The following is a 26363-nucleotide window of genomic DNA, read 5'->3' as shown; positions in this document are numbered from 1 at the left end:
GGGTGACCGACGCACCTGATGACGCGCCCGCGCAGGGCCTCACCGAGCTGCTCGCCCGCCGCTTCCTCACCACCGACGAGGCCCGTCCCGAGAAGGTCGCCCGGTGGCACGCCCGCGGTCGTCGTACCGCTCGCGAGAACATCGCCGACCTCGTCGACGCCGGCTCGTTCGTGGAGTACGGGCGCTTCATCACCGCCGCGCAGGAGCAGCGCCGGCCGCTGGCCGAGCTCGTCGTCGAGGCGCCCGCGGACGGCATCGTCGGCGGCACTGCCACGATCGACGGACGACCGGCCGCGGTGCTGTCCTACGACTACCTCGTCATGGCCGGCACCCAGGGCATGCGCGGGCACCGCAAGTCGGACCGGCTGATCGAGCTGATCGGCCGGATGGGCCTGCCGACGGTGTTCTTCACCGAGGGCGGTGGCGGGCGGCCGGGCGACGTCGACCTGCCGATCGTCTCCGCGCTCGACGTGGGCTCGTTCGCGCTCTGGGGCGAGCTGGAGGGCGTCGTCCCGCGGATCGCGGTCGTGTCCGGCCGCTGCTTCGCCGGCAACGCGGTGCTCGCCGGGTGCGCGGACCTGCGGGTCGCCACGCCCGACGCGAACCTCGGCATGGCCGGGCCGGCGATGATCGCGGGCGGCGGACTCGGACAGTACGCCGCCGAGGAGATCGGCCCGGTCGACGAGCAGGCCGCCAACGGCGTGATCGACGTGGTGGTCGACGACGAGGAGGAGGCCGTCGCCGTCGTACGACGGCTGCTGGGCTACCTCGACGGCCCGACCGGCTCGGGCGCGGCCGAGGACCAGACCACGCTGCGCGCGATGCTGCCGGCCAACGACCGCGAGGCCTTCGACGTGCGCCCGGTCGTCGAGGCGCTCGCCGACGTCGACAGCGTGACCTGGCTGCGCGAGGCGTGGGCGCCGGAGCTGGTCACCGCGTTCGCCCGGGTCGAGGGCATCCCGCTCGGCATCGTCGCCAACCAGTCCACCCACCTGGCCGGCGCACTGACCGCGGACGCGTCCGCGAAGGCCGCCGACTTCCTCGAGCTGTGCGAGCGCTGGGGCCTGCCGGTCGTCTCGCTCGTCGACACCCCCGGCTTCATGGTCGGCCCGGAGGCGGAGCGGACCGGCCTGGTCCGGCAGGCCGCACGGATGGTCAGCGCCGGCGCCCGGCTGAGCGTGCCCTTGGTCGGCGTCGTGCTGCGCCGTGGCTACGGGCTCGGCGCCCAGGCCATGCTCGGCGGCAGCACCCACCGCCCGCTGCTCACGGTGGCCTGGCCGGACGCCCACCTCGGCCCGATGGGCCTGGAGGGCGCCGTGCGCCTGGCGATGGCACGTGAGCTCGCCGCGCTGCCCGAGGACGAGCGCGAGGCGACGGTCGCGCGGCACACCGCCGAGCTGCGCACCCATGCCAGCGCCCTCAACGCGGCGCGGGTGTTCGAGATCGACGACGTCATCGACCCGGCCGAGACCCGCACGGTCGTCGCAGCGACGCTCAGGGCCGCGGCGGGTCGTCGAGGCTGACGCACGGTCCTCGCAGCGGCACCGGCCGGTGCAAGGCGTTCCCGGCCACCCCGCCACGACCTCGCCCCGCCCCTCGTCAAATATGAGCGTTTCACTCATATTTGATCCATGACCACCACCTCCACCAGCTCCCGCCTCAACGACGTCGACCTCGAGGCCGTCACCGGCCTGGTCCGCGCGGTCCAGGACGACCCGACCAGGGCCGCGACCACCTGGGCTGCCCACGTCACCTGGGACGGCGCCTTCGCGTCGCACGCCTCGGTGCGCGGCTTCGCCCCGACCCGCTCCGACGAGCCGCCGGCACTCGGCGGCGGCGACACCGCCCCCAATCCCGTCGAGCAGCTGCTCGGCGCCCTCGGCAACTGCCTCGCGGTCGGGTACGCCGCAAACGCCACCGTCGCCGGCATCGAGATCCGCGACCTGCGCATCGACCTGCAGGGCGACCTCGACCTCCACGTCTTCCTCGGCCTGGCCGAGGGGCATGCCGGGTTCGGCGCGATCCGCGCGAGCGTCACCCTCGACTCCCCCTCGTCCCGCGAGGAGCTGGAGGCGCTGCACACCGCGGTGCTCGCCAGCTCACCGGTGGGTCACACGCTCCGCAACGCGGTGCCGGTCGAGGTCACGCTCGCCTGATCAGTGGATGAGCTCGCGCCAGTTCCCCGGCACCCGGTCCCGCGGTCCGGGTGCGGGCTGGTCGTCGGGGTGGCTGGTGGGGGCCGCCAGCTCCGGCCCGGCGTAGTAGTCCTCGCTGGCGTAGTCCCAGAACCAGTCCTCACCCGGCTCGTAGGACTGCACGATCGGGTGCCCGCTCTCGCGGAAGTGCGCGGAGGCGTGCTGGGCGGGCGAGCTGTCGCAGCACCCGACGTGCCCGCACGCGGCGCAGCGCCGCAGGTGGACCCACCAGCCCTCGACGGCGGTGCACTCGGCACAGCCCGGGCCGCTCGGCGGGACGTCGGTCGCGATCGCGGGGATCTCCTCGGCCATGCCCCGACCCTAGGAACTCAGGTCAGGGGATGTACAGCGTCGCCTTGATCGGGTTGTGGTCGGAGGCCATCGGGGTGGCGTACCGGCCGCCGGCCAGGACCGCGATGTTCTCCCAGCTCGGCACGGTGATGCCCGGCGAGACGAAGATCCGGTCGACGTGGGTCGGCCAGGTGCTCGAGCGCGGCGGGTCGGTCTTGAACGCGTGCGCGGAGTTGAGGAACGGGTAGGTCAGGTGCGCGGCGATGTCGCTGGCGTCGGCGAAGCCGGCGCCCTCCATGACCATGCGCGGCGTGTCGGTCTGACCGCGCCGGTCGAGGCCGCGGTGCGAGTTGAAGTCGCCGAGCACGACGGTCGGCCGGCCGGGGAAGGCGCTGGTGACCCGGTTGACCACGTAGGCGGTCTCCTGCTGGCGCGTGCCGTCCGCCTTGCCGTCGCGGAGGTGGATCGCGGCGACGGCGACCTGCTTGCCGCTGGCCCGGTGCTGGAGGAGCGCCTGGCAGAACCCGTGGTCGCGGTCGCCGAACCTCTTGAAGCGGCTGCCCGTGCTGTTGTGCTTGGCGTCGACCACGTCGTACACACCGGCGCGCACGTAGAGGGTCTGGCTGTAGAGCCGGCGCTTCTTGCCCTTCTGGGTCAGGCAGGCCAGCGTGTACCCGCGCTGCGCCATGGCCTTGCCGATCCAGAGCTTCTTCTTGCCGTACTTGTGGGCGACGTGGCCCTCGACGAACACCATGATGTCGGCGTTCATCCGGTCGATGTCGGCGACGACCTGCTTCTGCCGCTTCTTCCACTTCCAGCCGCTGTTGCAGTTCGACTTCGAGCCGCAGCGCAGGTTGAAGGTGGCGGCCGTGGTCGACGTCGCGGTCGGTACGACGGCCCGCGAGGCCGGCGGGGTCACCTTGCAGCTGCGCTCGCCGCCGTTGCCCTCGAGCGTCACCGCGTAGCAGTAGGTCGTCCCGGGCACCAGCCCCGGCACGTCGGCGTGGGTGGGGCTGGCCGGCACCCGCTTCTGCACCGCGTCACCGGGGTACACGTCGGGCCCGGCGGTCGACACGAGGACCTCGTACCTGCCCGGACCGGCGTAGTCCCAGTCGAGGCTCACGGTGACGGAGCCGCCCGTCACGGTCTGTCCCGAGACCCAGGGCGCGGCCGGACGGCCGGCGGCGCTCGCCGGGGACAGCGCGGACAGCACACCGAGCGAGACGGCGAGGACGGTCATCAACGACAGCAGGCGACGCATGCCTTTACCTTCGGCCAAAGTTCGCGCGGATGCACGTCCGTACCACAAAAAGGTGATGACAGGACCGATCGGACCGTACTCAATGGCTCACCAGGGTGAGGGCTCGTAGTCCTTCACGAAGCATCCGTACAGGTCCTCGCCCGCCTCGCCGCGCACGATCGGGTCGTAGACCCGCGCCGCGCCGTCGACGAGGTCGAGCGGGGCGTGCCAGCCCTCGGCCGCGATCCGCAGCTTCTCGTGGTGCGGCCGCTCGTCGGTGATCCACCCGGTGTCGACGGCCGTCATCAAGATCTTGTCGGTCTCGAACATCTCGCCCGACGACGTCCGGGTCATCATGTTGAGCGCGGCCTTGGCCATGTTGGTGTGCGGGTGCCCGGCGCCCTTGTAGCGGCGGGAGAACTGCCCCTCCATCGCCGAGACGTTGACGATGTAGGCACGGCGGGCGCCGTTCTGCACGGCGGCACGCAGCGCGGGGCGCAGTCGCGAGTTGATCAGGAACGGCGCGATCGAGTTGCAGAACTGCACCTCGAGCAGCTCGAGCGGGTCGACCTCGTCGAGCACCTGGGTCCAGGAGTTGTTGTCCTGGATGTCGGGGATCAGGCCGCCGGCATCGATCGCGGTCCCGGCCAGGTGCGCCTCCAGCGAGGCGCCGCCCGCCTTGAGCGCGAGCGCGGTCATCGAGGCCGCGTTGTGGGCCGCGAGCGCGGCCTCGGCCGACTCCCCGTCGTGGTGCGCGACCGCCGTCGAGGACAGGGCACCGGCGATGGCGGCGGGGTGCGCCTCGGAGATCCGGTCGAAGGTGACCATCTCCGGGAGCGCCGCGACACCGAGCGACTCGGCGGAGGGCAGCGCGGTGTTCTCGCCGTCGATCAGGTGCGTGTACGCGCCCGGCAGGCGTCGTACGGTCTGGCAGGCGTTGTTGATGATGATGTCGAGCGGTCCGTCGGCGGCGACGTCGTCGGTGAGCGAGATGACCTGGGTGGGGTCGCGCAGGTCGATGCCGACGACCTTGAGCCGGTGCAGCCAGTCGGCGGAGTCCTCCATCGCGGCGAAGCGGCGTACGGCGTCCTTGGGGAAGCGGGTCGTGATCGTGGTGTGCGCACCGTCGCGGAGCAGGCGCAGCGCGATGTACATGCCGATCTTGGCGCGACCGCCGGTCAGCAGCGCACGCTTGCCGGTGAGGTCGGTGCGCTGGTCGCGCTTGGCGTGGCTCATCGCGGCACAGCGCGGGCACAGCCAGTGGTAGAACGCGTCGACGAGGGTGAAGTCCTCCTTGCAGATGTAGCACCCGCGCGCGGTGAGCAGCTCACCGGCGAAGGCACCCTGCGCGGTGGAGACCAGCGGGATGCCGGCGGTCTCGTCGTCGATCCGCATCGGCGACCCGGTCGCCGTCCTCTCGATGATGTCCTGGTCGTGCCGCTGCCGCTCCATCCGGATCTCGGCCCGCCGCTGCTTCTTGATCAGCTTGTACATGTACGACGCGGCGCGCTTCATGGTGCGCACGTCGTCGTGCTCGGGGTCGAGCAGCGGGACCTGGCGGAGGACCTTGAGGGTGATGGCGAGCTCCTCCGGGTCGATCCCGGTCAGCTGCTCGTCGGAGTCGGGGCGAGGCACCGCCCGATGGTACGGGCGCCGGCCGGCGGATGCCGTATGCTCACCCTGCGCCATGATGCGCGTCACAACTCAACATCGCGCCGTTCGAACCCCGGCGGGAGAGTCCCAGTCCCACGAGGACGGGCGCCGAAGGAGCAAATCTCCCCAAGAATCTCTCAGGCCCCCTGACCGCCGGGACGAGGCGAACTCTGGAAAGTCGGACCGGACCCACCGGCCCGCACCCACGGTGCAAGCCGCCCGACCGGGCGGTGAAGCTCTCAGGTAGCGATGACAGAGCGGGGAGGCAACCCAGCCACGAGCGCGGCGTACCGCTGCGCTCTTCACGAGGAAGCCTCCCGATGACCACACCTTCAGCGACCCCGCGGCTCACGCCGCTGCACGACGTGCATGCCGCCCTCGGCGCGTCGTTCACCGACTTCGCCGGCTGGCAGATGCCGGTCCGCTACGGCTCGGAGACCGCCGAGCACCGCGCCGTGCGCACGACGGCCGGTCTGTTCGACCTGACCCACATGGGCGAGGTCGAGCTGGTCGGCCCCGGTGCCGGCGCCGCGCTCGACCACGCCCTGGTCGGCCGCCCGTCCGCGATCGGCGTCGGCCGCGCGCGCTACTCGATGATCTGCGCCGAGGACGGCGGCATCATCGACGACCTCGTCGTCTACCGCCTCGCCGAGGAGCACTACCTCGTCGTCGCGAACGCCAGCAACGTCGCCGTCGTCGCGCCCGAGCTGGTCGCCCGCGCCGAGGGCTACGACGTCACCGTCACCGACACCTCGACCGACTGGGCGCTGATCGCGGTCCAGGGCCCCGCGTCGGCGGAGATCCTCGCCGGTCTGACCGAGCTCGACGTCCCGTCGCTGAAGTACTACGCCATCGACGCGGGCACGGTCGCCGGCATCGACGTGCTGCTCGCCCGCACCGGCTACACCGGCGAGGACGGGTTCGAGGTCTACTGCAGGCCCGGCGACGCCGCCGCCGTCTGGGACGCGCTCAGCACGGCCGGCGAGTCCCACGGCCTGGTCCCCGCCGGCCTCGCCTGCCGCGACACCCTGCGCCTGGAGGCCGGGATGCCGCTCTACGGCCACGAGCTGGACCGCGACACCACGCCGTACGAGGCCAACCTGGGCCGCATCGTCGTGCTCGACAAGCCCGAGGGCTTCGTCGGCCAGGCGGCGCTCGCCCAGCGCAAGGAGGAGGGCCCGCGGCGCACGCTCGTCGGCCTGGTCTCCACCGGTCGCCGCTCGCCGCGTGCGGGCTACCCGGTCGTCGACCCGGCCACCGGCGCCGAGGTCGGCGTGGTCACCAGCGGATCGCCCTCCCCCACGCTGGAGAAGCCGATCGCGATGGCCTACGTCCCGCCGGCGCTCGCCACCCCGGGCACCCGGGTCCAGGTGTCGCTGCGCGGCACCCTCGAGGACGCCGACGTCGTCGAGCTCCCGTTCTACAAGCGCAACAGCTGACCCAGCGACACCCCACCGACTTCGAGGAGAGACACCATGAGCAACCCCACCAACCTCCAGTACACCGCCGAGCACGAGTGGATCGCCGTCGACGGTGACAACGCCAAGGTCGGCGTCACCGCGTACGCCGCGGACGCCCTCGGCGACGTCGTCTACGTCGACCTGCCGGCCGTCGGCAGCACCGTCACCGCCGGCGAGTCCTGCGGCGAGCTGGAGTCGACCAAGTCGGTCAGCGACCTCTACGCGCCCGTCACCGGCGAGGTGGTCGAGGTCAACGAGGCCGTCGACGCCGACCCGAGCCTGGTCAACAGCGACCCGTTCGGCGAGGGCTGGCTGTTCGTCGTCAAGGTCAGCGCGAACGGCGAGCTGATGGACGCCGCGGCGTACGACGCACTGATCGCCTCGGCATGACGGCCGTCGTGCCGGAGGGGCGCAAGCTCCTCCGGCTGGAGGTCCGCAACGCGGAGACCCCGATCGAGCGCAAGCCCTCGTGGATCCGCACCAAGGCGGTGATGGGCCCCGAGTACCGCGGCCTGAAGAAGCTGGTCCAGTCCGAAGGCCTGCACACCGTGTGCGAGGAAGCCGGCTGCCCCAACATCTTCGAGTGCTGGGAGGACAAGGAAGCCACCTTCCTCATCGGCGGCGACCAGTGCACCCGACGCTGCGACTTCTGCCAGATCGACACCGGCAAGCCCCAACCCCTCGACCGCGACGAACCCCGACGCGTCGCCGAGTCCGTGCAGACCATGGGCCTCAAGTACGCCACCATCACCGGCGTGGCCCGCGACGACCTGCCCGACGGCGGCGCCTGGCTCTACGCCGAGACCGTCCGCGCCATCCACGACCTCAACCCCGACACCGGCGTGGAGAACCTGGTCCCCGACTTCAACGGCGACCCCTCCCTGCTCGCCGAGGTCTTCGAGTCCCGCCCCGAGGTCCTGGCCCACAACGTCGAGACCGTCCCACGCATCTTCAAGCGGATCCGCCCCGCGTTCCGCTACGAACGCTCCCTCGACGTCCTCACCCAGGCCCGCACGTTCGGACTGGTCACCAAGTCCAACCTGATCCTCGGCATGGGCGAGACCCGAGACGAGGTCTCCCAGGCCCTCCGCGACCTCCACGACGCAGGCTGCGAGCTGGTCACCATCACCCAGTACCTGCGCCCCAGCGTGCGGCACCACCCCGTCGAACGATGGGTCAAGCCCGAGGAGTTCGTCGAGCTCGCCACCGAGGCCGAGGAGATCGGCTTCGCCGGCGTGCTCTCCGGACCACTCGTGCGCTCGTCCTACCGTGCAGGACGGTTGTACCGTCGAGCCATGGAACTCAGGAGCCAGTGATGGCGCTGAGCGTCTTCGATCTCTACTCGATCGGCATCGGGCCGTCGTCCTCGCACACGGTCGGCCCGATGCGCGCGGCGCACACCTTCGCCGCCGGCCTCGCGGCCGACGGGGAGCTGCCGCGCGTCGCGCGCGTGCGGGCCGAGCTGTTCGGCTCGCTCGGCGCGACCGGCCACGGGCACGGCTCGGTCAAGGCCGTCATCCTCGGGCTCGAGGGTGACGACCCGGCGACCACCGACACGGCGACCTACGACGCCCGGGTGGCGGCCATCCTCGAGCGCGAGCAGCTCCGGCTCGCCGGCGAGCAGGTCATCGCCTTCGAGGCCGACGACGTCGTCATGCACCGGCGCCAGTCGCTGCCGGCGCACCCCAACGGCATGGTGTTCACGGCGTACGACGCCGACGGGGCCGAGCTGCGCGCCCGCACCTACTACTCCGTGGGCGGCGGCTTCGTGGTCGACGACACGCAGGTGGGTGCCGACCGGGTGGTCGTGGACGACACGGTGCTGCCGCACCCGTTCACGACCGGCGGCGAGCTGCTCGCTGCCTGCCGGGCGGCCGGGATGAGCGTCTCCGACGTCATGCTCGCCAACGAGCTGACCTGGCGCAGCGAGGCACAGGTGCGAGAGGGCCTGCTCGAGATCTGGCGGGTGATGGCGGCGTGCGTCGAGGAGGGCTGCCACCGTGAGGGCGTCCTGCCCGGTGGGCTCAAGGTGCCGCGACGCGCCCCGGAGCTCTACGCCACGCTCTGCGCGACCGGGAGCGACGACCCGCTCGACGTCATCGACTGGGTCAACCTGTTCGCGCTGGCCGTCAACGAGCAGAACGCGTCCGGGGGCCGGATCGTCACCGCGCCCACCAACGGCGCGGCCGGCATCGTGCCGGCGGTGCTGCACTACTGGGTGCGCTTCGTCGCCAAGGACCTGCCCCGGGAGCAGGTCGACGACGGCATCGTCCGGTTCCTGCTGACCGGCGCGGCGATCGGCATCCTCGCCAAGATGAACGCCTCCATCTCGGGCGCGGAGGTGGGCTGCCAGGGCGAGGTCGGCTCGGCCTGCGCGATGGCGGCCGGAGCGTTGTGCGAGGTCCTCGGCGGCTCCCCGGAGCAGGTCGAGAACGCCGCCGAGATCGGCATCGAGCACAACCTCGGCCTGACCTGCGACCCGGTCGGCGGTCTGGTCCAGATCCCGTGCATCGAGCGCAACGCGATCGCCTCGGTGAAGGCGATCAACGCGGCCCGGCTGGCCATCCACGGCACCGGCTCGCACAAGGTCAGCCTCGACAAGGCGCTCAAGACGATGCGGGAGACGGGTCGCGACATGAAGACCAAGTACAAGGAGACCTCGCGCGGCGGCCTGGCCGTCAACGTCATCGAGTGCTGAGGACCCCGGTCCCTCTCGTCGCACGGGCCTCACCAGACTGCTTCGGTCGTCGTACCCCCTGCCGATGTGCCCCGTGAGCGCAGTCGATGAGAGGGGAGCACGAGCCGTGGCACGACGCGTCTTCCGGGCCGTGCTGCCCGGGGTCGGGTTCGCGGTGGCGTACGCCCTGGCCATCCTCGCCGGCCGGGCGAGCCGGGTCGACGGCAGCGAGGTGTCGCTCGTGTGGCCCGCGGCCGCGGTCGCCGTCCTGTGGGGGCTGCATGCACGCGACCTCCCGCGCGTGCAGGCGGCGCTCCACTGGTCCGGCCTCGCGGCACTGACCTTCGGCGTCAACCTGACGACCGGCGCGCCGGTCGGCCTGTCGGCCTGGTTCACCGGCGTGAACCTCGTCCTGGCTGCGGTCGCGGCCACGGCCCTCGGGTACGGCGGTCGCCCCGCGGTCCTGCGCGACCCCGCCGACCTCGGCCGGGTGACGGCCGCCGTGGCGGCGGGAACGGTCTGCGCAGCCGCGCTCGCGACAGCCTTCTTCGCCCAGCAGGGCCACCACGACCTCCTCGAGACGTTCGCCCTGTTCGCCGTCCGCAACGGAGTCACCGCTCTCGTCGGCCTGGTGGTCGTCCTGCGCCTGCGCGACGCCCAGTGGCGCCGGCCGCACTTCACGACCGCGCGCGTCGTCGAGACCGTCGCCTGCGCGAGCGTGGTGGTCCTCGTGTTCGTCCGGGTGTTCTGGGTCAACCCCGGGAACCCGACCGCCTTCGCCGTGATGCTCCCGGCGCTGTGGGTCTCGCTGCGCTACACGACCACCACCAGCACGCTCTTCGCGGCGGGCGCCGGCCTGGCGATCCTGACCGGCACCCTCCTCGACCACGGGGTGCTGCAGGACCTGCCCCCGGAGCGTCAGGCGCTGCTCGCCCAGGGCATGGTCGGCAGCGTCACCCTCGCCGTGCTGACCCTGGCCCTGTTCCGGGACTCGCGCAACGAGCTGATCGCCGAGCTGCGCGACCTCGCCCTGCGCGACCCGCTGACCGGGCTGGCCAACCGGACACTGCTCAACCAGCGGCTCGAGGAGCTCCTGCGCCGCGACCCGCCGGAGACGGTCGGCGTGCTGCTCCTCGACCTCGACGGGTTCAAGCTGGTCAACGACGCCTGGGGCCACGACGAGGGCGACCTGCTGCTGGTCGAGATCGCCCGCCGGCTGACCGAGGTGGCCCGCCCCGGCGACACCGTGGCCCGGCTCGGGGGCGACGAGTTCGTCGTGCTCTGCCCCGGGCTGGGCGACCCGGCCGAGCTGGAGCTGTGCGCCGAGCGGGTCCGCAAGCGGGTCGCGCTCCCCTACGGCCAGGCCTCGGACGCGCCGTACGACCGGATCACGGCCAGCGTGGGCGCCGCCGTCTCCGAGCGCACCAGCACGCCCCGCTCGCTGCTCGCGGCCGCCGACCGCGCGATGTACGACGCCAAGCCCGCCGGCGGCGCCGGGCTCAGAGACCGGGAAGCACGCGGCGCACGATGGCCAGGAGCGCCTCGCGCAGCAGCAGGTGGGCCTGCTCGCGGCTGAGCGTCGCCTCCCTCGACCACTCCCTGATCGCGCCCCGCGCCAGCTCCCCGAAGGAGCGCACCACGGCCCGCGCAGCCAGGTCCTGCGGGTCACCGCCGACCATCTCCAGCACCCGGCCCGCCGCCAGGGTTTGCGCCTGGTCGAGGATCGCGCGGACCTCGGCGTCCTCCCCCACGCCCTCGGCCGCACGGACGGTCAGGTACGTCGCCCGCTCGGGCGTGATCGAGCCGAGGAACCAGTGGACGGCCGCGTCGACGCGCTCGGTCAGCGAGCCCGTGGGCAGCGGGACGTCCTCGAGGGTCGGGAGCAGCGACGCGCGTCGTACGACCTCCAGGTAGAGGGTCCGCTTGTCGCCGAAGTAGTGGTTGAGCAGGCCGCGCGCGACGCCCGCCTCGTGGGCGATCCGGGTGGTCGACACCTCGGCGTACGACTGTGCGGCGAACAGCCGCTCGGCCGCCACCAGGATCTGCTCGCGCCGCTCGTCGGGGGCGAGGCGCTGGCGTCGGGCCGTCTCGGTCATGGCCCCAACCTACTATTGGCACTCTGCCAACAAAAGGCTAGCGTTGCCGCCATGGCGACCAGCTCCCCGGTTCCGAAGGTCCGCGACCTGCCCGTGCCTGCCGGCTTCGACATGCGCGACCACGTCTCCGGGATCGGCGCCCACCTCGCCGGCCCGGCCAACGTGATCATGCAGCTGAGCTGGCCCGGCGTCGGGTACGGCGTGATGAACAGCCGGGTCCACGACGGCGCCGCCACCAAGCGGCCGTTCAAGCGCGGCCGGACCACGTTCACCTACCTCGCCGTCGCGCTGCTCGGCACCGACGAGGACCGGGCCGCCTTCCGCAAGGAGGTCAACCGCCAGCACGCGCAGGTCGTGTCGCGGCCCGGCGAGAAGGTGCAGTACCGCGCGATGGACCCGCGGCTGCAGACCTGGGTCGCTGCCTGCCTCTACCACGGCACGGTCGACATGATCGAGAAGATGCACGGCCCGCTCCCCGACGCCGAGGCGGACGCGCTCTACGCCCACTGCGCCCGGTTCGGCACCACCTTGCAGATGCCAGCCGACGCGTGGCCGCCCGACCGGGCCGCCTTCCGGCGCTACTGGCAGGAGGCGGAGGCCGAGGTCGCCATCGATCCGGCGGTGGCGTCGTACCTCCTCTCGCTGACCCGGCTGCAGAACTTCCCCCCGCCGTTGCGCCTGCTCGCGCCGTTCGTGCTGTTCGTGACCACCGGCTTCCTGCCGCCGCTGTTCCGCGACGCGATGGGGTTGCCGTGGACCGCGCGCCAGCAACGCCGCTTCGACCGGCTGCTGCGCACGCTCGGTGCCGTCGAGCGCCGACTGCCCCGCGTGCTGCGGAGCTTCCCGTTCAACCTGTGGCTGGCCGACATGCGCCTGCGCCGCCGGTTCCGCCGCCCGCTCGTGTGACCCGCGAAGGAGAACCATGGACTTCGACCTGCCCGAGAGCGCCCTCGCCGTCCGCGAGGGCGTCGCGGCCGTCGCCGCGCGCTACGACCACGCCTACTGGTCGCGCTGCGAGGAGGAGCACCGCTTCCCGCAGGAGGTCTTCGACGACCTCGGCAACGGCGGCTGGTTCGGCCTGTGCGTGCCCGAGGAGTACGGCGGCGGCGGGCAGGGCCTGCTCGAGCTGGCTGTCGCCAACATGACGCTGTGCGCCTCCGGCGGCGTCGCCGGCACGTTCTTCTACGTCACCACGCCCGGGTTCGGCGCGATGACGCTGACCCGGCACGGCACCGACGAGCAGAAGCAGCGGATCCTGCCCGGCCTGGCGGACGGATCGGTGCAGTTCTGCCTCGCCCTCACCGAGCCCGACGCCGGCAGCAACGCGATCGAGATCAGGACCGCCGCCCGCCGCGACGGCGACGAGTTCGTCATCAAGGGCCAGAAGACCTGGATCTCCAACGTCGAGAACGCCGACTGGATGGTCGCCGTCACCCGCACCATCCCGGCCGCGGAGACCCGCGAGCGCGGGCTGCCCCGCACGGCCGGCTTCACGCTCTTCCTCGTCGACGTCGCGCAGGCACGGGCCGAGGGCACGCTGTCCTACACGCCCATCCCCAAGATGGGCAGCAACATCCTGCACTCCAGCCAGGTCTTCCTCGACGACGTCCGGGTGCCGGCCGCCCACGTGATCGGCGAGGTCGACGCCGGCTTCGCCGTGCTCTGGGACGTGCTCAACCCCGAGCGGATCCTCGCTGCCTCCGGCGGCATCGGCACGGCGGACGCCGCCTTGCAGATCGCCTGCGACTACGCCCGGACGCGCGAGGTGTTCGGGCGCCCGATCGGCGCCAACCAGGGCCTGCAGTTCCCGCTCGCCCAGATCAAGGCCAAGGCCGAGCTCGGCCGGCTGATGACCTACCACGCCGCCTGGCTCTTCGACCAGGGCCGGCCCTGCGGCAACGAGGCCAACGTCGCCAAGCTCACCGGCGCCCAGGTCGGCTGGGAGGCCGCCAACCAGGCCTTCCAGACCCTCGGCGGGATGGCGTACTCCAAGGAGTACCCGGTCGAGCGGATCTTCCGCGACGCCCGGATCGCCAAGAACATCCCCGTCGCCGAGGAGCTGGTGCTCGCCCACATCGGCACCCAGATGCTGGGGCTCCCCCGGTCCTACTGACGCGACAGGGCCCGGGTCACCATCTCCAGCGACCCGGCCGGGACACCGGGGCTGTACAGGTAGCCCTGCACCTCGTCGCACCCGCGCTCGCGCAGGTACTGCTCCTGCGCCGGCGTCTCGACCCCCTCGGCGACCACCGTCATCCCGAGGGCGTGGGCCATCACGATGATCGCGTCGACGATGGCGGCGTTCTCCGCGGTGCTGATCTCCTGGACGAAGGAGCGGTCGATCTTGAGCTTGTCGATCGGGAACCGGGTCAGGTAGGCGAGGCTGCTGTAGCCGCGGCCGAAGTCGTCGACGACGATCGAGACGCCGAGCGAGCGCAGCGACTCGAGCATCGCGACGACGTCGCCGTGGTCCTCGATGAGGAGGCCCTCGGTGATCTCGACCTCCAGCTGCGAGGGCTGGATGCCGGCCACCTCGATGGCCTCGGCGATCTCATCCAGCCAGGCGCGCCCCCGCAGCTGGCGCGGTGACACGTTGACCGCGAGGCGCAGCGGGCGGCCGACCTGCTCCTGGACCCGGGCGAGCGCCGTACAGGCCGTCGAGAGGACCCAGCCGCCGAGCTGGGCGATCATGCCGCCGTCCTCCGCGACCGGGATGAACCGGTCGGGCGGGACCGGGCCGAGGCTCGGGCTGGTCCAGCGGGCGAGCGCCTCGACGCCGACCACCTCGCCGGTCAGCAGGTCGACCTGCGGCTGGTAGACGAGGGAGAGCTCGTCCTGGTCGAGCGCCTGGCGCAGTGCGGCCGACAGGGCGAGCCGGTCGTTGTTCTCCTCGAGCATCGCGGGCTCGAACCAGCGGATCTCGTTGCGCCCCGCCGCCTTGGCCTGGTACATCGCGATGTCGACGTTCTTCAGCAGCGTGCCCGGGTCACGGCCGTCGGCAGGGCAGCGCGTCCCTCCGACACTGGCCGTGACCGCGAGCTCGTAGCCGTGCACGACGACCGGCGCGAGCACGTCGGCCATCAGCTCCTGGAGCCGGCGGTCCAGGTCGGCACCGGGGACCAGGTCCTCCAGCACCAGCACGAACTCGTCACCCCCCAGTCGGGCGACGAGGTCGTCGGCCCTGGTCCACGCCAGGAGCCGCTCGGCCACGACGATGAGCAGCTCGTCACCGATGTGGTGGCCCAGCGAGTCGTTGATGCGCTTGAACTGGTCGAGGTCGATCAGGACCAGGACCAGCTCGGTGCCCTCCCGCTCGGCCCGCTCCAGCGACTGGTCGAGGTGGCGCACGAGCAGCGAGCGGTTGGGCAGGTTGGTCAGGCTGTCGTGGGTGACGATGTGCTCGATGCGCTCGCGGGCCTCGATCCGCTGCGTGATGTCGTACGCGACGACCAGGAAGCCGCCCGGCGCACCGTCCTCGGGCGCCAGCGGCACGATCCACTCGTGCACCGGCACCGCGCTGCCGTCCCGGCGCCGGTAGGTCCACTCCGCCTCGTCTCCGAGCGCGTGGGCCAGCACCGGCGTCCCGTCGGGGTAGAGCTGGCGCTGGGAGCCGTCGATCTGGACCAGTGAGCGCCCGATCAGCTCGTCCTGTGCCCGGCCGACCAGGTCGGCCGCGGCCGGGTTGGCGGTGACGATCCTGCCGCTCGCGTCGGTGGCGATGATGCTGAACGGCATGGTGTCGAGGATCGAGCGCCGCAGCGCGTCCTCCCGCGCGGCCACGAGTGCCTCCTGGCCGCGCAGCCGCTCGGTGATGTCGATGATGGAGGCGAGGACGTAGCGGTCGTCCCCCACCGTGATCGGGTTCAGGCCGATCTCGATCGGCATCTCGGTGCCGTCGCGGCGCAGGCCGAACAGCTCGCGGCCCACGCCCATGGCACGGCGATCCGGGTGCACGGCGTACGACGTCCGCTCGAGCCCGTGCCTGGCCCGGAACCGCTCCGGCATCAGGTCCTCGACGCCCAGGGCCAGCAGCTCCTCACGGGAGTAGCCGAAGGCCCGCTCGGCCTCGGAGTTGACCAGGACGATCCGGCCGTTCGCGTCCACGAGCACCATCGCACTCGGCACCGCCTCGATGATGAGCCGGAGCCGCTCGTCGTCGGTCGCGTCGCGGAGCATGACCATGTGTTCGGCTCGGGACCGCAGGATCGGAGGGGATCGGGACCTTGGTCCCGACTACGCGTGTCGATCGGACGGCATCGCGGCATTCGTGGGTCTTTCGCGCCGCACCTGCCTAGGGTCGTGGTGGAGGGAAGGGGATCTCGTGCACTGGTTGCAGCGAGCAGTGGGACTGCTCATTCTCGGGACGGCGCTGGCTGGTGCCGGCTTGTTGTGGTGGTCGGTCTCCGACACCGCCCACGGTCGGGCGAGGCCGTCCGACGGCCTCGTGCTGGGCGTGTGGCACGTCCTCTACGACACCGAGGCACCCACCGTGCCGACGCTCGCCGCCGCCGGCGGCGTCGCCCTGCTCTTCGCCGCCGGGGTCGCGACGCTCGAGCGTCGCATCGCCAACCGGGCGCGGCGCAGCGACGACGGCACCCACCTGCCCCTCTCCCCGCGCCACGTGATGGCCGAGACGCGCGGCGTCTTCCACGGCGAGGTCACGCTGACCGTGCTGGTCCCGGCCCACAACGAGGCCCAGGGCATCGCCGCCACCCTCACCTCGCTCACGGCCCAGTCCCGCTCACCAGAGCGGATCATCGTGGTCGCCGACAACTGCACCGACGACACCGTCGCCATCGCGCGCCGCTGCGGCGCCGAGGTGATCGAGAGCGTCGACAACGTCCACAAGAAGGCCGGCGCGCTGAACCAGGCACTGGCCCGGATCCTGCCCACCCAGGGCGAGAACGACCTGGTCATGGTCATGGACGCCGACACCGTGCTCGACGACGGCTTCCTCGCCTCGGTCGTGCGCCGGATGACCGCGGACCGGGCGCTGATGGCGGTCGGCGGGCTGTTCTACGGCGAGGACGGCAAGGGCCTGATCGGCCAGTTCCAGCGCAACGAGTACACCCGCTACGCGCGCGACCTGCGTCGCCGCCGCGGCCTCGTGTTCGTCCTCACCGGCACCGCCACCGTGTTCCGCCCGCGCGCCCTGCGCACCGTCGCCGCCGAGCGCGGCAAGCTGCTGCCCGGCGTACCCGGGGACGTCTACGACACCCTCGTGCTCACCGAGGACAACGAGATCACCCTCGCCCTCAAGTCGCTCGGCGGCCTGATCGTCTCGCCGTCCGACTGCACCGTCGTCACCGAGGTCATGCCGACCTGGCGCACGCTGTGGACCCAGCGGCTGCGCTGGCAGCGCGGTGCCCTGGAGAACCTCGGCGAGTACGGCCTGCGTCCCTCGACCTTCCGCTACTGGGCCCAGCAGCTCGGCATCGGGTACGGCGTGATCGCGCTGTTCGCCTACCTGTTCTTGATGCTGCTCATGGCACTGTCGTTCGACAGCTGGGTGTGGTTCCCGTTCTGGCTCGGCACCGGCCTGGTCTTCACCATCGAGCGCATCGCGACCGTGTGGCGTGGCGGCTGGCGGGCCCGGATCCTCGCCGCGACGCTGTTCCCCGAGCTCTTCTACGCGCTGTTCCTCGACATCGTCTACCTCAAGGGGATCGTCGACATGTCCCTCGGCCGCAACGCCCAGTGGGGCGAGCACACCCCGACCCCCGCACGCCACAAGGTGGACGCATGAACGCCCCGCTGCTCTCCACGCTCGGCATCCTGTTCCCCGAGTCGCTGGTCCGCTCGCACCCGTTCGCGGTCCTGGCCGCGTTCGTCGCGATCAACACGATGGTCTACGTGACGCTGTCGGTCGCCAAGGCGCTGCCGAAGATCTGGGTCCGGGACTACCTGCCGCGCGGCTACGAGCGGGCCGAGACCCGCAGCATCTACCCCGACGGCGAGCGCTGAGCTCAGCCCGACAACCCCACGAGCCACTCACCCAACGCCGCCACCGCACCCGCGGACACCCCGTGCCCGCCGGCGTCGCGCCAGGTCGTGGCCACCGAGCCGGCCTCGCCGGTGAGGTAGGCCCAGGTCGCGTCGAGCAGCTCGCGCGGGATGACCCGGTCGGCGTCGCCCTGGGCGACGAAGACGGGGACGCCGGACAGCCGCCCCGGCGTGACGGGCACGCCCGCGTCGAACGGCAGCGTGCCGTGCAGGATCGCGGCGCCCGCGAAGCGGCCCGGCTGGGCGAGCACGAGGCCGCCGGCGAACGCCGCGCCTCCGCTGAAGCCGACCAGCACGACCGGCCGGGCCCCGGAGCGGTCGGAGCCCTCGGGGTGCTCGGCGTCCAGCCAGGTCCGGAACCAGGCCATGGTCTCGGCCAGCGAGGCCGCGACCGGGCGGCCGATGCCCCGGTTGGCGAACCACGCGTAGCCGCCGCCCTCGGCGATCGGCGCCCGCACGGCGACGTACGACGGACCGGCCGGCAGGTGGTCGACGAGGCCGATGATCGACGCCTCGTCGGCGCCGCGGCCGTGCAGCAGGACGACGACCGGCGCAGCGGGGTCGTCGCTGCCCCGGCGGAGCACGACGGGGTCGGGGAAGGAGGTCATGACTCCAATCTACTTGAAACTTCAACTAGATGCGACCTACCCCCGGCCGCCGAGGCGAACAGCCAGCCGTAGAACGCGAGCAGGCCGAGCCAGGAGGCGATCACGACGCCGTACATCGTGGTCCACAGCCAGACCGGGACGTCCGGCTTGCGCTCGCGCTGGAGCATGAACGGCTCGTGGACGAAGGCGACGTCGGTGTCGTCGTCGACCTGGACCAGGCCGGCGGCCGGTCCCGTGATGGCGGTGTCGGCCGGCATGTGGACGGGGATCGAGACCAGCGTTCGCAGCGGCAGGTGCAGCCGGACCAGCACCTTCCAGCGACCGTAGAGCGGCAGCGGCTCGGCGCTGCGGTACTCCCCCGCCCGCCCGGTCGGCTCCATCGCGACACTGAGCACACCGTCGCCGAGCTGCTGGGACTCCGGCTCCTTCTTGCCCTGGTAGGCCAGCGCGGAGAACCAGATCGCGTCGTCCACGTCGCGGGGGTCGGCCCGCACGGTCACGACGGCCGTGCAGCCCTGGGTGCCGATGCAGGCGTCGTCGTAGGAGACGTGGCCCATGATCACGCCGGTCCCGTCGACCGGCTGGTACGTCGTGCGGCACTCGCCGCCGTCGCACTGCTTGACCACCTCCACCTCGCCGGCCCCGGCAGGGGCGGCGAGGACGGCCATCAGGGCGATGAAGACCAGCGTTCCCGCGGTACCGACCCACCGGCCCGGCACGACCACCCGACTGCCCGGTTCGGCGCTCGGGCCGAAGTCGCCGATCCGCTCGACGTGGCGCGCGAACGACCAGCCGAGCAGGCCGCCGCCGACGCCCGCGACACCGCCGACCGCCAGCATCAGGGGCATCTGGGAGGCGTCGGGCGGGAGCGGGTACGGCATGAAGACGCCCATCCACCACCACTCGGTGGCCAGGCCGACCGTCCCGGCGAGCAGGCCGGCCACCCCGGCGAACACCGGGCCGCGGTCCCGCCACACCAGCGCGAGCAGCTCGATGCACAGAGCCGGGCCGAGGAAGAGCAGCCAGTGCGCCCGGTGGATGTCGGGGACCGGCAGCGTGATCGCGAAGATCAGCACCCGGATGCCGAGGTAGGTGCCCCACGTGACGAGCGCGCCGCCGCGACCGAGGAAGACCCGGCCGGCCACGAAGATCCATCCCGTCAGGAAGCCGGAGATGACGAACAGCGTGGTCGCCGGGAACTGGGGCACGCCGAGGTCGAACTCCATGAGGAAGGCCACCGGGATGATGCACAGCCCGAGCACGACGGTCATCACCAGTCGGGTCGCCCTCCCGCGGAGCGGAGGCCGACCGACCTGGGCCGCCTCGGCGTACAGCAGCGGCAGTGCCAGCACGCAGGTGACCGCACCGCCGATCATCATCACGTGGGTCGGTCCCCACTCGGTGACGTCCTGCCCGAACAACCGGTGCCACACGTCGTCGGCCGGGAACCCGGCGGCCGCGATCAGGCCCGCGCCGAGCAGCACCAGGGTGCCCATCGGCACCTGCCACCTCGGGGTCAGCCTGACCGTACGACGCGGCAGCGGCGCCTTGGCGAGACCGGCCGAGATCACGCCGGAGGCAAGGAAGCCGAAGATGCCGAACATGATCGGGAAGTGCGACGGGTTGGCCAGCGGGCCCTCGTCGCGCCCGTTCTGCATGTGGATCGGGACGTCCCAGTAGACGCCGAAGGCGCACGCGACCAGCGAGATGAGCGCGAGGTAGCCCGGCAGCCCGGCCCAGCGCGGTAGTCCGTCGAGGGCCGCGACCCGGTCGGCGAGCCGCCCCAGCAGGGTCGGCTTCCCGTCGCGCTCGCGCAGCAGGAAGATCCCCAACGGGACGTAGATCGCGGCGAAGGCGCCCGCCGCGATCAGGACCTGGTCGAGCGCTGCGCCTCCGGCCGGCGGCGCAGTGGGGTCAGCAACGAGGAGCATGGCGTACCTCCGGTGTTCGGTACCCAAGACGTTACTGGTCGTCACAGGTACCTGAACAGGGTGACGAACACGACGTCGCGCTGTCCCCGGGTGCCCGGGAGCCGGCGGCCCGAGGACAAATGTGGACAGGTGTCAGGTCAACCTCACCCTTCTGCCCCCAACGTTCCGATGATGTGTCTATGATGTGCGATGTCGGGCCGCGACCGACCCCCCCAGAGGTCGCGGCCCGGCGCCTATTTCACTCCCAGAACACCCGGTCCACCACGGCGTGCGCGTGCCGGGTGACCCGCAGGTAGTCGTCGAGGAGCCGGTCGGTCTCGGTGAGCTGGTAGCCGAGGATGCCGGCGACGGCACGCCGCTCGAGCACCGCACGGGGGAACTCGTCGCCCGCGCGGCCCCGGGCGAGCAGGACGGCGTTGCGGACCCGGGTGGCCAGGCGCCAGGACGCGGTCAGGGTCCGGGCGTCGTCGGGGGAGATCAGCTCGGCCTCGGCGGCGGCGCTGAGGGCGGCCAGGGTCTGGGTGGTGCGCAGGCCGGGGACCTCGGCGCCGTGCCGCAGCTGGAGCAGCTGGACGGTCCACTCGATGTCGGCCAGTCCCCCGCGTCCGAGCTTGAGGTGCAGGGCCGGGTCGGCGCCGCGCGGCAGGCGTTCCTTGTCGACGCGACCCTTGATCCGGCGTACCTCGATCGCGTCGTCGTCGGTGAGCCCGCCCGCCGGGTAGCGCAGCGGGTCGATCAGCGCCGTGAACCGCTCGCGGAGCCCGGCGTCGCCGACCACGGCGTCGGCGCGCAGCAGCGCCTGGGCCTCCCAGACGTGCGACCACTTGGCGTAGTAGGCGGCGTAGGCGTCGAGGGTGCGGACCAGCGGGCCCTGGCGGCCCTCGGGGCGCAGGTCGGCGTCGACGACGAGCGCCGGGTCCGGGCCGGGCACGGCGAGCACCCGGCGCACCTCCTCGGCGACCAGGCGGGCGAAGGTCGAGGCCTCGTGGGCATCGGCGCCCTCGACCGGGTCGTGCACGAAGAGCACGTCGGCGTCGCTGCCGTAGGACAGCTCGAAGCCGCCGTAGCGGCCCATCGCGACGATCGCGATCCGGGTCGGGACGACCTCGGTGCCGCGGGCGCGCGCGGTCGACTCGATCGCGCCGTGCAGCGTGGCCTCGAGCGTCGCGTCGGTCAGCCGGGTCAGCGCGAAGCCGACGTCGGCGACGTCGACCAGGCCGAGGACGTCGCCGGCGGCGATCCGCAGCAGCTCGCGACGGCGTACGGCGCGCACGGCCCGCACGCCCTTCTCGAAGCCCTCCTGGCGCCCGCCGGTCGCGAGCATCTCCTCGGTCAGCGCCGCCGAACCGAGGGGGTGGAGGTCGCCGCCGAGCAGCCGGACGCCTGCGGGCTCGCGCTCGAGCAGGTCGGTGCAGTAGCGGGAGGTCGCGAGCAGGTGGGCCAGTCGTTCGGCGGCCTCGCCCTCGTCGCGCAGCGTGGAGAGGTACCACGGGGTGCGGCCGAGCGCCTCGCTGATCCGGCGGAAGCCGAACAGGCCGCCGTCGGGGTCGGGGCACTCGGCGAACCACTGCAGCATCGCGGGCAGCAGGGTGCGCTGGATGGCGGCGGTGCGGCTGACGCCGCTGGTCAGGGCCTCCAGGTTGCGCAGCGCGGCCTGCGGGTCGGCGTACCCGAGGGCGGCGAGGCGGGCGCCCGCCGCCTCCGAGGACAGCCGCACCTCGTCGGCACCGATGCGCGCGACCGCGGTGAGCAGCGGCCGGTAGAAGATCTTCTGGTGCAGCCGGCTGACCTCGCGGCGGTGGTCCTGCCAGGTCTCCTCGAGCAGCTTGCGCGACTCCTTGAAGAAGCCGAGGCTGCGACCGAGCCGGCGCAGGGACGCCTCGTCGGAGGGCACGACGTGGGTGCGCTGCAGCCGGTGCAGCTGGATGCGGTGCTCGAGCTGGCGCAGGAACGCGTAGGCCCGGTGCAGGGACTCGCCGTCCTCGCGGCCGACGTAGCCGCCCTCGGTGAGCCGGGCCAGCGCGCTCAGCGTCGTGGGCGGGCGGATCGACTCGTCGGCGCGGCCGTGGACGAGCTGGAGCAGCTGGACGGCGAACTCGACGTCGCGCAGCCCGCCCGCGCCGAGCTTGAGCTGGCGGTCGGCCTGGCGGGCCGGGATGTGGTCGAGGACCCGGCGCCGCATCGCCCGCGCGGCGTCGACGAAGCCCTCCCGGTCCGCCGCGGACCACACCATCGGCGCGACCATCGCGACGAACTCGCGACCGAGCTCGAGGTCGCCCGCGACCGGCCGGGCCTTGAGCAGTGCCTGGAACTCCCACGCCTGGGCCCAGCGCTCGTAGTAGCCCTGGTGGCTGGCCAGGGTCCGGCTCAGCGGACCCGCCTTGCCCTCCGGCCGCAGCGCGGCGTCGACCGGCCAGATCGTGCCCTCGGCGGTGTGGTCGGCGCAGACCTGCATCATCTGTGCCGCCAGTCGGGCAGCGACCCGCTCGTCGCCCTCGTGGACGAAGAGCACGTCGACGTCGGAGACGTAGTTGAGCTCGTGCCCGCCGCACTTGCCCATCGCCACCACCGCCAGCCGTACGCCGGCCGCCGGCTCCCCGACCCGTGCCCGGGCCACGACCAGCGCGGCGTCCAGCGTCCCGGCGGCGAGGTCGGACAGCTCGGCCGCGGCGTCGTCGACGCCGAGGTGGTGGGTCAGGTCGCGGGCCGCGAGCCGCAGCAGGTGGCGGCGGTACTCGACGCGCAGCGCGTCGACCGCCTGGTGGTCCGGCTTGTCGGTGACGGCCTCGATCAGCGCGGCCCGCACCGCCCAGGCGGCCGGGCGCGTGGAGCCGAGCGCGGGGTCGGCGAGCTCACGCCACTGCTCGGGATGGGTCGCGAGGTGGTCGGCGAGCGCCACGCTCGCGCCGAGGACGCACAGCAACCGCATCGCCGTGCCCTCGTCGTCGCGGACGGCGCCCAGCAGCTCGGCCCGGTCGCCGACCGCGTCGGCGAGCCGGACCAGCCCGTGCAGGGCCGCGTCCGGGTCGGCGGTGCGGCCGAGCAGCGCGAGCAGGTCCGTGCTGCCGGGCCCGAGCAGCTCGAGGTCCGCGGACGCCCGGTCGAGGTCGACGAACCCGAGCCGGAGCAGCTCGGTGCGCTGCGACGCCCGGTTCACGCTAGAGGACCGGGAGCATCCGGTCGCGCTCGAAGGCCGAGACCTGACCGCGGTACTCGTCCCACTCGGCCCGCTTGTTGCGCAGGAAGTAGTCGAAGACCTGCTCCCCCAGGGTCTCGGCGAGCAGCTCGGAGTGCTCGGCGATCGCGATCGCGTCGTGCAGGCTCTTGGGGAGCGGCTCGATGCCGAGGCTGCGGCGCTCGCGCTCGGTCAGCGCCCACACGTCGTCCTCCGCCTCACGCGGCAGCTCGTAGTCGTTCTCGATGCCCTTGAGGCCGGCGGCGAGCACGGCGGCGTACGCGAGGTAGGGGTTGCAGGCCGAGTCGATGGTGCGCAGCTCGACCCGCGTCGACTGGCCCTTCATCGGCTTGTACATCGGCACCCGGACCATGGCGGAGCGGTTGTTGTGACCCCAGCAGATGTACGAGGGCGCCTCGCCGCCGAACATCATCCGCTTGTAGGAGTTGACCCACTGGTTGGTCACGACGCTGATCTCGCTGGCGTGGCGCAGGATGCCGGCGATGAACTGGCGGCCGGTCCTCGAGAGCTGGTACTCCGCACCCGCCTCGTAGAAGGCGTTCTGGTCGCCCTCGAAGAGCGAGAGGTGGGTGTGCATGCCGGAGCCGGGGTGGCTGGTGAACGGCTTGGGCATGAAGGTGGCCCAGATCCCCTGGCTGAGCGCGACCTCCCGGATGACCGTGCGGAAGGTCATGATGTTGTCGGCGGTGGTCAGCGCGTCGGCGTAGCGCAGGTCGATCTCCTGCTGGCCCGGACCGCCCTCGTGGTGGCTGAACTCCACCGAGATCCCCATCGCCTCGAGCATGGTGATCGCCTCGCGACGGAAGTCGGAGCCGTGGGAGTGCGCGGCGTGGTCGAAGTAGCCGCTGCGGTCGATCGGGACCGGCTCGTCACCCGTGCCCGGCTCGTCCTTGAACAGGTAGAACTCGATCTCGGGGTGGGTGTAGAAGGTGAAGCCCTGCTCGGCTGCCTTGCCGAGCGTCCGCTTGAGGACGTTGCGCGGATCGGCGTACGACGCGGAGCCGTCCGGCATCACGATGTCGCAGAACATCCGCGCGGTCGCCGGGCCCTCGGCGCTGCGCCACGGCAGGATCTGGAAGGTGGTCGGGTCGGGCAGGGCCAGCATGTCGGCCTCGTAGACCCGCGCGAAGCCCTCGATCGCGGAGCCGTCGAACCCGATGCCCTCGGAGAAGGCACCCTCGAGCTCCGCAGGCGCGACCGCCACGGACTTGAGGAAGCCCAGGACGTCGGTGAACCACAGCCGCACGAACCGGACGTCGCGCTCCTCGAGAGCGCGCAGGACGAAGTCCTCTTGCTTACCCATGGCCGCAGCCTAGTGATCCCCGGTGACGCGCGTGTTGCGGGACGCGCGGGTCACCCGTAGCGCGAACCACAGGTCGAACCGGGTCTCCACGTCCTCGAGGTCCCGGTCGAGCAGCTGGGCGGCGCGGTTGATCCGCTGCCGCAGCGTGTGCCGGTGCAGCCCCAGCTCCTGGGCCGCCGGGTCGAAGTGACCGTGGTGGCCCAGCCAGGTCATCAGCGAGCCGCGCAGGTCGATCCCCGACTCTGCGCTGTAGGCGTCCAGGGGCGCCAGGAACTGGTCGGCGAACGAGCGCGCCGCCCACGGGTCGGCGACCGACAGCGCACCGCTGGTCAGGTCGGCGTAGTGCACGACCCGGGCACCGCGCTCGACCGCGATGTCGCAGGCCCGCTCGGCGTCGTCGAAGGCGGTGCGCAGGCGCTGGGGATCGACGGGGCGCGACGCACCGAGCACGACCTCGCCCCCGCCCACGCCGGCGGCGATGTCGGTGTCGACGTCGATGTCGACATCGGCCGCGACGAGCGCGTAGGCCTCCTCGCCGATCAGGCCGGCGAGCGCCCGCTCCTCCCCCAGGTCCTGCAGCCCCTCGCACCAGGCGACGAGCTGCTCCTTCGGTCCGCGGGCCGCGACGACGACCAGCGGACCGCCCGCGAGCAGGCCCTCGCTGAGGACGGCGAGCTCATCCGGCGCGGGCGCCGCACCCGTGCGGACCAGCCGGATCAGCGCCGCCTGGCGCAGCCGCCGCTGCGCCGTCGGCGACTCCTGGTCGAACCCGAAGGACAGCAGCGCGGCCGCTCCTGCCATCAGGTCGCGCTGCAGCTTGGTCATCGCAGCGCCGGTGCTGACCACGAGCACGCCCCGGGCCGCACGCCCGTTCCCGAGCGCCTGGAGCGCGACGTGGCGCTCGTCCTCGACGATCGAGGTGGCAGCCTGTCCGGCCGTCCGGATCCGGTTGATCTCCGCGGCGAGCGCGGGGAGCAGCTCGGTCGCCTCCTCGCTGCTCCACTCCCGGACCCGCCCGCCGCCGTCGAGGAGCAGCACGTCGCCGGCGACCTGGGTCGCGAGCGTCTGGACGACGCCACGCGGGCCGCCACCCCGTGCCGCGCGCGAGAGGTCCTGGTGGGCACGGTGGACGTGCAGCAGCTCGGAACGCTCCTCGGCGACCAGGATCTCCGAGAGCGCCCGGATCACCGCCACGAACGGCGTGCCCTCGGCGACCTCGACGAGGGTCAGTCCTGCCCGGACGGCAGCCGCGACCAGGGGCTCCGGCGTCGCGTCGGCGACCACGCCCGCGCCGAACCCGAGCGCCACGACCTCGGCCGCGACCAGGCGGTCGACGTACTCCTCCAGCGAGGAGAGGTCGCTGGGCAACCACATGCCGGTGGTGAGCACCAGCTCCCCACCCATGAGGTACTTCGTCGGGTCGACGAGCTCACTCACGGCGACGGAGTGGACCGGCCGGTCGAGGGCGTCCTGGCCGACGAGGACCTTCAGCTGCAGGCCCGGATGACCCAGCAGCGTTGCGAGGGCGACCACCATGTCCGGACCGTACAGTCGCCCGACCGGTCCCGGAACCCCTCCTCGCGACCTGTCCCGGAAAGCACCGAACGACCCTCCACAGTGGCACCCCCGCGCCGCCGGACTGTGCCGAACTGTCGATAGCGCGAACCGTGACCCAGGTCACACAATGCCCCTACTGCCCCACGGCCAGGA

The 26363-nt window shown here is 72.3% G+C and carries 21 protein-coding genes and 2 riboswitches; of the genes, 11 read left to right on the top strand and 10 right to left on the bottom strand.

Going from position 1 to position 26363, the window contains the following annotated elements; genetic code table 11:
* Positions 1-2: 2 nt before the first annotated feature.
* Both BJ958_RS03795 and BJ958_RS03790 read left to right on the top strand, forming a co-directional pair.
* On the top strand, positions 3-1523 hold the full coding sequence (locus tag BJ958_RS03795; RefSeq protein ID WP_179725609.1) for a carboxyl transferase domain-containing protein: 1521 nt from the start codon (positions 3-5) through the stop codon (positions 1521-1523).
* A 108-nt stretch (positions 1524-1631) separates the two neighbouring features.
* A complete protein-coding gene (locus BJ958_RS03790) occupies positions 1632-2156 on the top strand; it encodes an OsmC family protein (protein ID WP_179725608.1) in 525 nt (174 codons plus the stop codon).
* Here the strand turns inward: BJ958_RS03790 and BJ958_RS03785 are convergent, their stop codons facing one another.
* The 3 genes from BJ958_RS03785 to BJ958_RS03775 all read right to left on the bottom strand — a co-directional run bounded on the left by BJ958_RS03785 (position 2157) and on the right by BJ958_RS03775 (position 5361).
* Positions 2157-2507 carry a UBP-type zinc finger domain-containing protein gene (locus BJ958_RS03785; RefSeq protein WP_179725607.1) on the bottom strand — a complete coding sequence of 117 codons (351 nt, stop codon included), beginning with the start codon at positions 2505-2507 and terminating at the stop codon, positions 2157-2159.
* A 22-nt stretch (positions 2508-2529) separates the two neighbouring features.
* A complete protein-coding gene (locus BJ958_RS03780; protein ID WP_179725606.1) occupies positions 2530-3747 on the bottom strand; it encodes an endonuclease/exonuclease/phosphatase family protein in 1218 nt (405 codons plus the stop codon).
* A gap of 87 nt (positions 3748-3834) precedes the next feature.
* Positions 3835-5361, bottom strand: coding sequence for an SDR family NAD(P)-dependent oxidoreductase (locus BJ958_RS03775; RefSeq protein ID WP_343052555.1), 1527 nt, complete (start codon positions 5359-5361; stop codon positions 3835-3837).
* Between the two features lie 85 nt (positions 5362-5446).
* Positions 5447-5542: riboswitch (glycine riboswitch) on the top strand.
* Positions 5543-5645, top strand: a riboswitch (glycine riboswitch).
* A 54-nt stretch (positions 5646-5699) separates the two neighbouring features.
* On the opposite strand from BJ958_RS03775, the gene gcvT reads away from it, so the two are divergent.
* The 5 genes from gcvT (at position 5700) to BJ958_RS28935 (ending at position 11092) form a co-directional block, all read left to right on the top strand.
* Positions 5700-6818, top strand: a complete 1119-nt coding sequence (gcvT, locus tag BJ958_RS03770; RefSeq protein ID WP_179725605.1) for a glycine cleavage system aminomethyltransferase GcvT — start codon at positions 5700-5702, stop codon at positions 6816-6818.
* A 36-nt stretch (positions 6819-6854) separates the two neighbouring features.
* Complete coding sequence (gcvH, locus tag BJ958_RS03765) at positions 6855-7229, top strand: glycine cleavage system protein GcvH (protein ID WP_179725604.1); 375 nt, start codon at positions 6855-6857, stop codon at positions 7227-7229.
* On the top strand, positions 7226-8155 hold the full coding sequence (gene lipA, locus BJ958_RS03760) for a lipoyl synthase (protein WP_179725603.1): 930 nt from the start codon (positions 7226-7228) through the stop codon (positions 8153-8155). Before gcvH ends, lipA begins: the two co-directional genes overlap by 4 nt.
* Complete coding sequence (locus tag BJ958_RS03755; RefSeq protein WP_179725602.1) at positions 8155-9537, top strand: L-serine ammonia-lyase; 1383 nt, start codon at positions 8155-8157, stop codon at positions 9535-9537. Before lipA ends, BJ958_RS03755 begins: the two co-directional genes overlap by 1 nt.
* A gap of 106 nt (positions 9538-9643) precedes the next feature.
* Positions 9644-11092, top strand: a complete 1449-nt coding sequence (locus tag BJ958_RS28935) for a diguanylate cyclase domain-containing protein (RefSeq protein ID WP_218865587.1) — start codon at positions 9644-9646, stop codon at positions 11090-11092.
* Here the strand turns inward: BJ958_RS28935 and BJ958_RS03745 are convergent.
* Positions 11016-11612 (bottom strand): TetR/AcrR family transcriptional regulator, encoded by a 597-nt coding sequence (locus tag BJ958_RS03745; protein ID WP_179725600.1) that lies wholly within the window; start codon positions 11610-11612, stop codon positions 11016-11018. The genes BJ958_RS28935 and BJ958_RS03745 overlap by 77 nt on opposite strands.
* Positions 11613-11663: 51 nt before the next feature.
* On the opposite strand from BJ958_RS03745, the gene BJ958_RS03740 reads away from it, so the two are divergent.
* Positions 11664-12518 carry an oxygenase MpaB family protein gene (locus BJ958_RS03740; protein ID WP_179725599.1) on the top strand — a complete coding sequence of 285 codons (855 nt, stop codon included), beginning with the start codon at positions 11664-11666 and terminating at the stop codon, positions 12516-12518.
* A 16-nt stretch (positions 12519-12534) separates the two neighbouring features.
* The gene (locus BJ958_RS03735; protein WP_179725598.1) at positions 12535-13725 is read left to right on the top strand and encodes an acyl-CoA dehydrogenase family protein; all 1191 of its coding nucleotides are present in this window, start codon (positions 12535-12537) and stop codon (positions 13723-13725) included.
* Here the strand turns inward: BJ958_RS03735 and BJ958_RS03730 are convergent.
* Complete coding sequence (locus BJ958_RS03730; protein WP_179725597.1) at positions 13719-15794, bottom strand: putative bifunctional diguanylate cyclase/phosphodiesterase; 2076 nt, start codon at positions 15792-15794, stop codon at positions 13719-13721. The genes BJ958_RS03735 and BJ958_RS03730 overlap by 7 nt on opposite strands.
* Before the next feature lie 160 nt (positions 15795-15954).
* On the opposite strand from BJ958_RS03730, the gene BJ958_RS03725 reads away from it, so the two are divergent.
* Together BJ958_RS03725 and BJ958_RS03720 are read left to right on the top strand one after the other, a co-directional pair.
* Positions 15955-17358, top strand: a complete 1404-nt coding sequence (locus tag BJ958_RS03725) for a glycosyltransferase family 2 protein (protein WP_218865585.1) — start codon at positions 15955-15957, stop codon at positions 17356-17358.
* On the top strand, positions 17355-17576 hold the full coding sequence (locus tag BJ958_RS03720) for a hypothetical protein (RefSeq protein WP_218865578.1): 222 nt from the start codon (positions 17355-17357) through the stop codon (positions 17574-17576). The genes BJ958_RS03725 and BJ958_RS03720 overlap by 4 nt, the downstream gene beginning before the upstream one ends.
* Before the next feature lie 2 nt (positions 17577-17578).
* Here the strand turns inward: BJ958_RS03720 and BJ958_RS03715 are convergent, their stop codons facing one another.
* The 5 genes from BJ958_RS03715 to BJ958_RS03695 all read right to left on the bottom strand — a co-directional run bounded on the left by BJ958_RS03715 (position 17579) and on the right by BJ958_RS03695 (position 26189).
* On the bottom strand, positions 17579-18223 hold the full coding sequence (locus BJ958_RS03715) for an alpha/beta hydrolase (RefSeq protein ID WP_179725595.1): 645 nt from the start codon (positions 18221-18223) through the stop codon (positions 17579-17581).
* Positions 18220-20154: an ABC transporter permease gene (locus BJ958_RS03710; RefSeq protein WP_179725594.1), complete on the bottom strand. Its 1935-nt coding sequence runs from the start codon at positions 20152-20154 to the stop codon at positions 18220-18222. Before BJ958_RS03710 ends, BJ958_RS03715 begins: the two co-directional genes overlap by 4 nt.
* Before the next feature lie 238 nt (positions 20155-20392).
* Positions 20393-23311: a bifunctional [glutamine synthetase] adenylyltransferase/[glutamine synthetase]-adenylyl-L-tyrosine phosphorylase gene (locus tag BJ958_RS03705; RefSeq protein ID WP_179725593.1), complete on the bottom strand. Its 2919-nt coding sequence runs from the start codon at positions 23309-23311 to the stop codon at positions 20393-20395.
* A gap of 1 nt (position 23312) precedes the next feature.
* Complete coding sequence (locus tag BJ958_RS03700; protein WP_179725592.1) at positions 23313-24653, bottom strand: glutamine synthetase family protein; 1341 nt, start codon at positions 24651-24653, stop codon at positions 23313-23315.
* Between the two features lie 9 nt (positions 24654-24662).
* Positions 24663-26189, bottom strand: a complete 1527-nt coding sequence (locus BJ958_RS03695) for a PucR family transcriptional regulator (protein WP_179725591.1) — start codon at positions 26187-26189, stop codon at positions 24663-24665.
* Positions 26190-26363 lie beyond the last annotated feature (174 nt).

The organism is Nocardioides kongjuensis (assembly GCF_013409625.1).
GTDB classification, from domain to species: Bacteria; Actinomycetota; Actinomycetes; order Propionibacteriales; family Nocardioidaceae; genus Nocardioides; species Nocardioides kongjuensis.
This window is presented reverse-complemented; position numbering and strand designations above follow the sequence as displayed.

Excerpts from the sequence above, each read along its gene's own strand:
- BJ958_RS03790 (WP_179725608.1), top strand. The coding sequence starts at position 1,632 with ATGACCACCACCTCCACCAGCTCCCGCCTCAACGACGTCGACCTCGAG.
- BJ958_RS03785 (WP_179725607.1), bottom strand. The coding sequence starts at position 2,507 with ATGGCCGAGGAGATCCCCGCGATCGCGACCGACGTCCCGCCGAGCGGC.
- BJ958_RS03780 (WP_179725606.1), bottom strand. The coding sequence starts at position 3,747 with ATGCGTCGCCTGCTGTCGTTGATGACCGTCCTCGCCGTCTCGCTCGGT.
- gcvT (WP_179725605.1), top strand. The coding sequence starts at position 5,700 with ATGACCACACCTTCAGCGACCCCGCGGCTCACGCCGCTGCACGACGTG.
- gcvH (WP_179725604.1), top strand. The coding sequence starts at position 6,855 with ATGAGCAACCCCACCAACCTCCAGTACACCGCCGAGCACGAGTGGATC.
- lipA (WP_179725603.1), top strand. The coding sequence starts at position 7,226 with ATGACGGCCGTCGTGCCGGAGGGGCGCAAGCTCCTCCGGCTGGAGGTC.
- BJ958_RS03755 (WP_179725602.1), top strand. The coding sequence starts at position 8,155 with ATGGCGCTGAGCGTCTTCGATCTCTACTCGATCGGCATCGGGCCGTCG.
- BJ958_RS03745 (WP_179725600.1), bottom strand. The coding sequence starts at position 11,612 with ATGACCGAGACGGCCCGACGCCAGCGCCTCGCCCCCGACGAGCGGCGC.
- BJ958_RS03740 (WP_179725599.1), top strand. The coding sequence starts at position 11,664 with ATGGCGACCAGCTCCCCGGTTCCGAAGGTCCGCGACCTGCCCGTGCCT.
- BJ958_RS03735 (WP_179725598.1), top strand. The coding sequence starts at position 12,535 with ATGGACTTCGACCTGCCCGAGAGCGCCCTCGCCGTCCGCGAGGGCGTC.
- BJ958_RS03730 (WP_179725597.1), bottom strand. The coding sequence starts at position 15,794 with ATGGTCATGCTCCGCGACGCGACCGACGACGAGCGGCTCCGGCTCATC.
- BJ958_RS03720 (WP_218865578.1), top strand. The coding sequence starts at position 17,355 with ATGAACGCCCCGCTGCTCTCCACGCTCGGCATCCTGTTCCCCGAGTCG.
- BJ958_RS03715 (WP_179725595.1), bottom strand. The coding sequence starts at position 18,223 with ATGACCTCCTTCCCCGACCCCGTCGTGCTCCGCCGGGGCAGCGACGAC.
- BJ958_RS03710 (WP_179725594.1), bottom strand. The coding sequence starts at position 20,154 with ATGCTCCTCGTTGCTGACCCCACTGCGCCGCCGGCCGGAGGCGCAGCG.
- BJ958_RS03700 (WP_179725592.1), bottom strand. The coding sequence starts at position 24,653 with ATGGGTAAGCAAGAGGACTTCGTCCTGCGCGCTCTCGAGGAGCGCGAC.
- BJ958_RS03695 (WP_179725591.1), bottom strand. The coding sequence starts at position 26,189 with ATGGTGGTCGCCCTCGCAACGCTGCTGGGTCATCCGGGCCTGCAGCTG.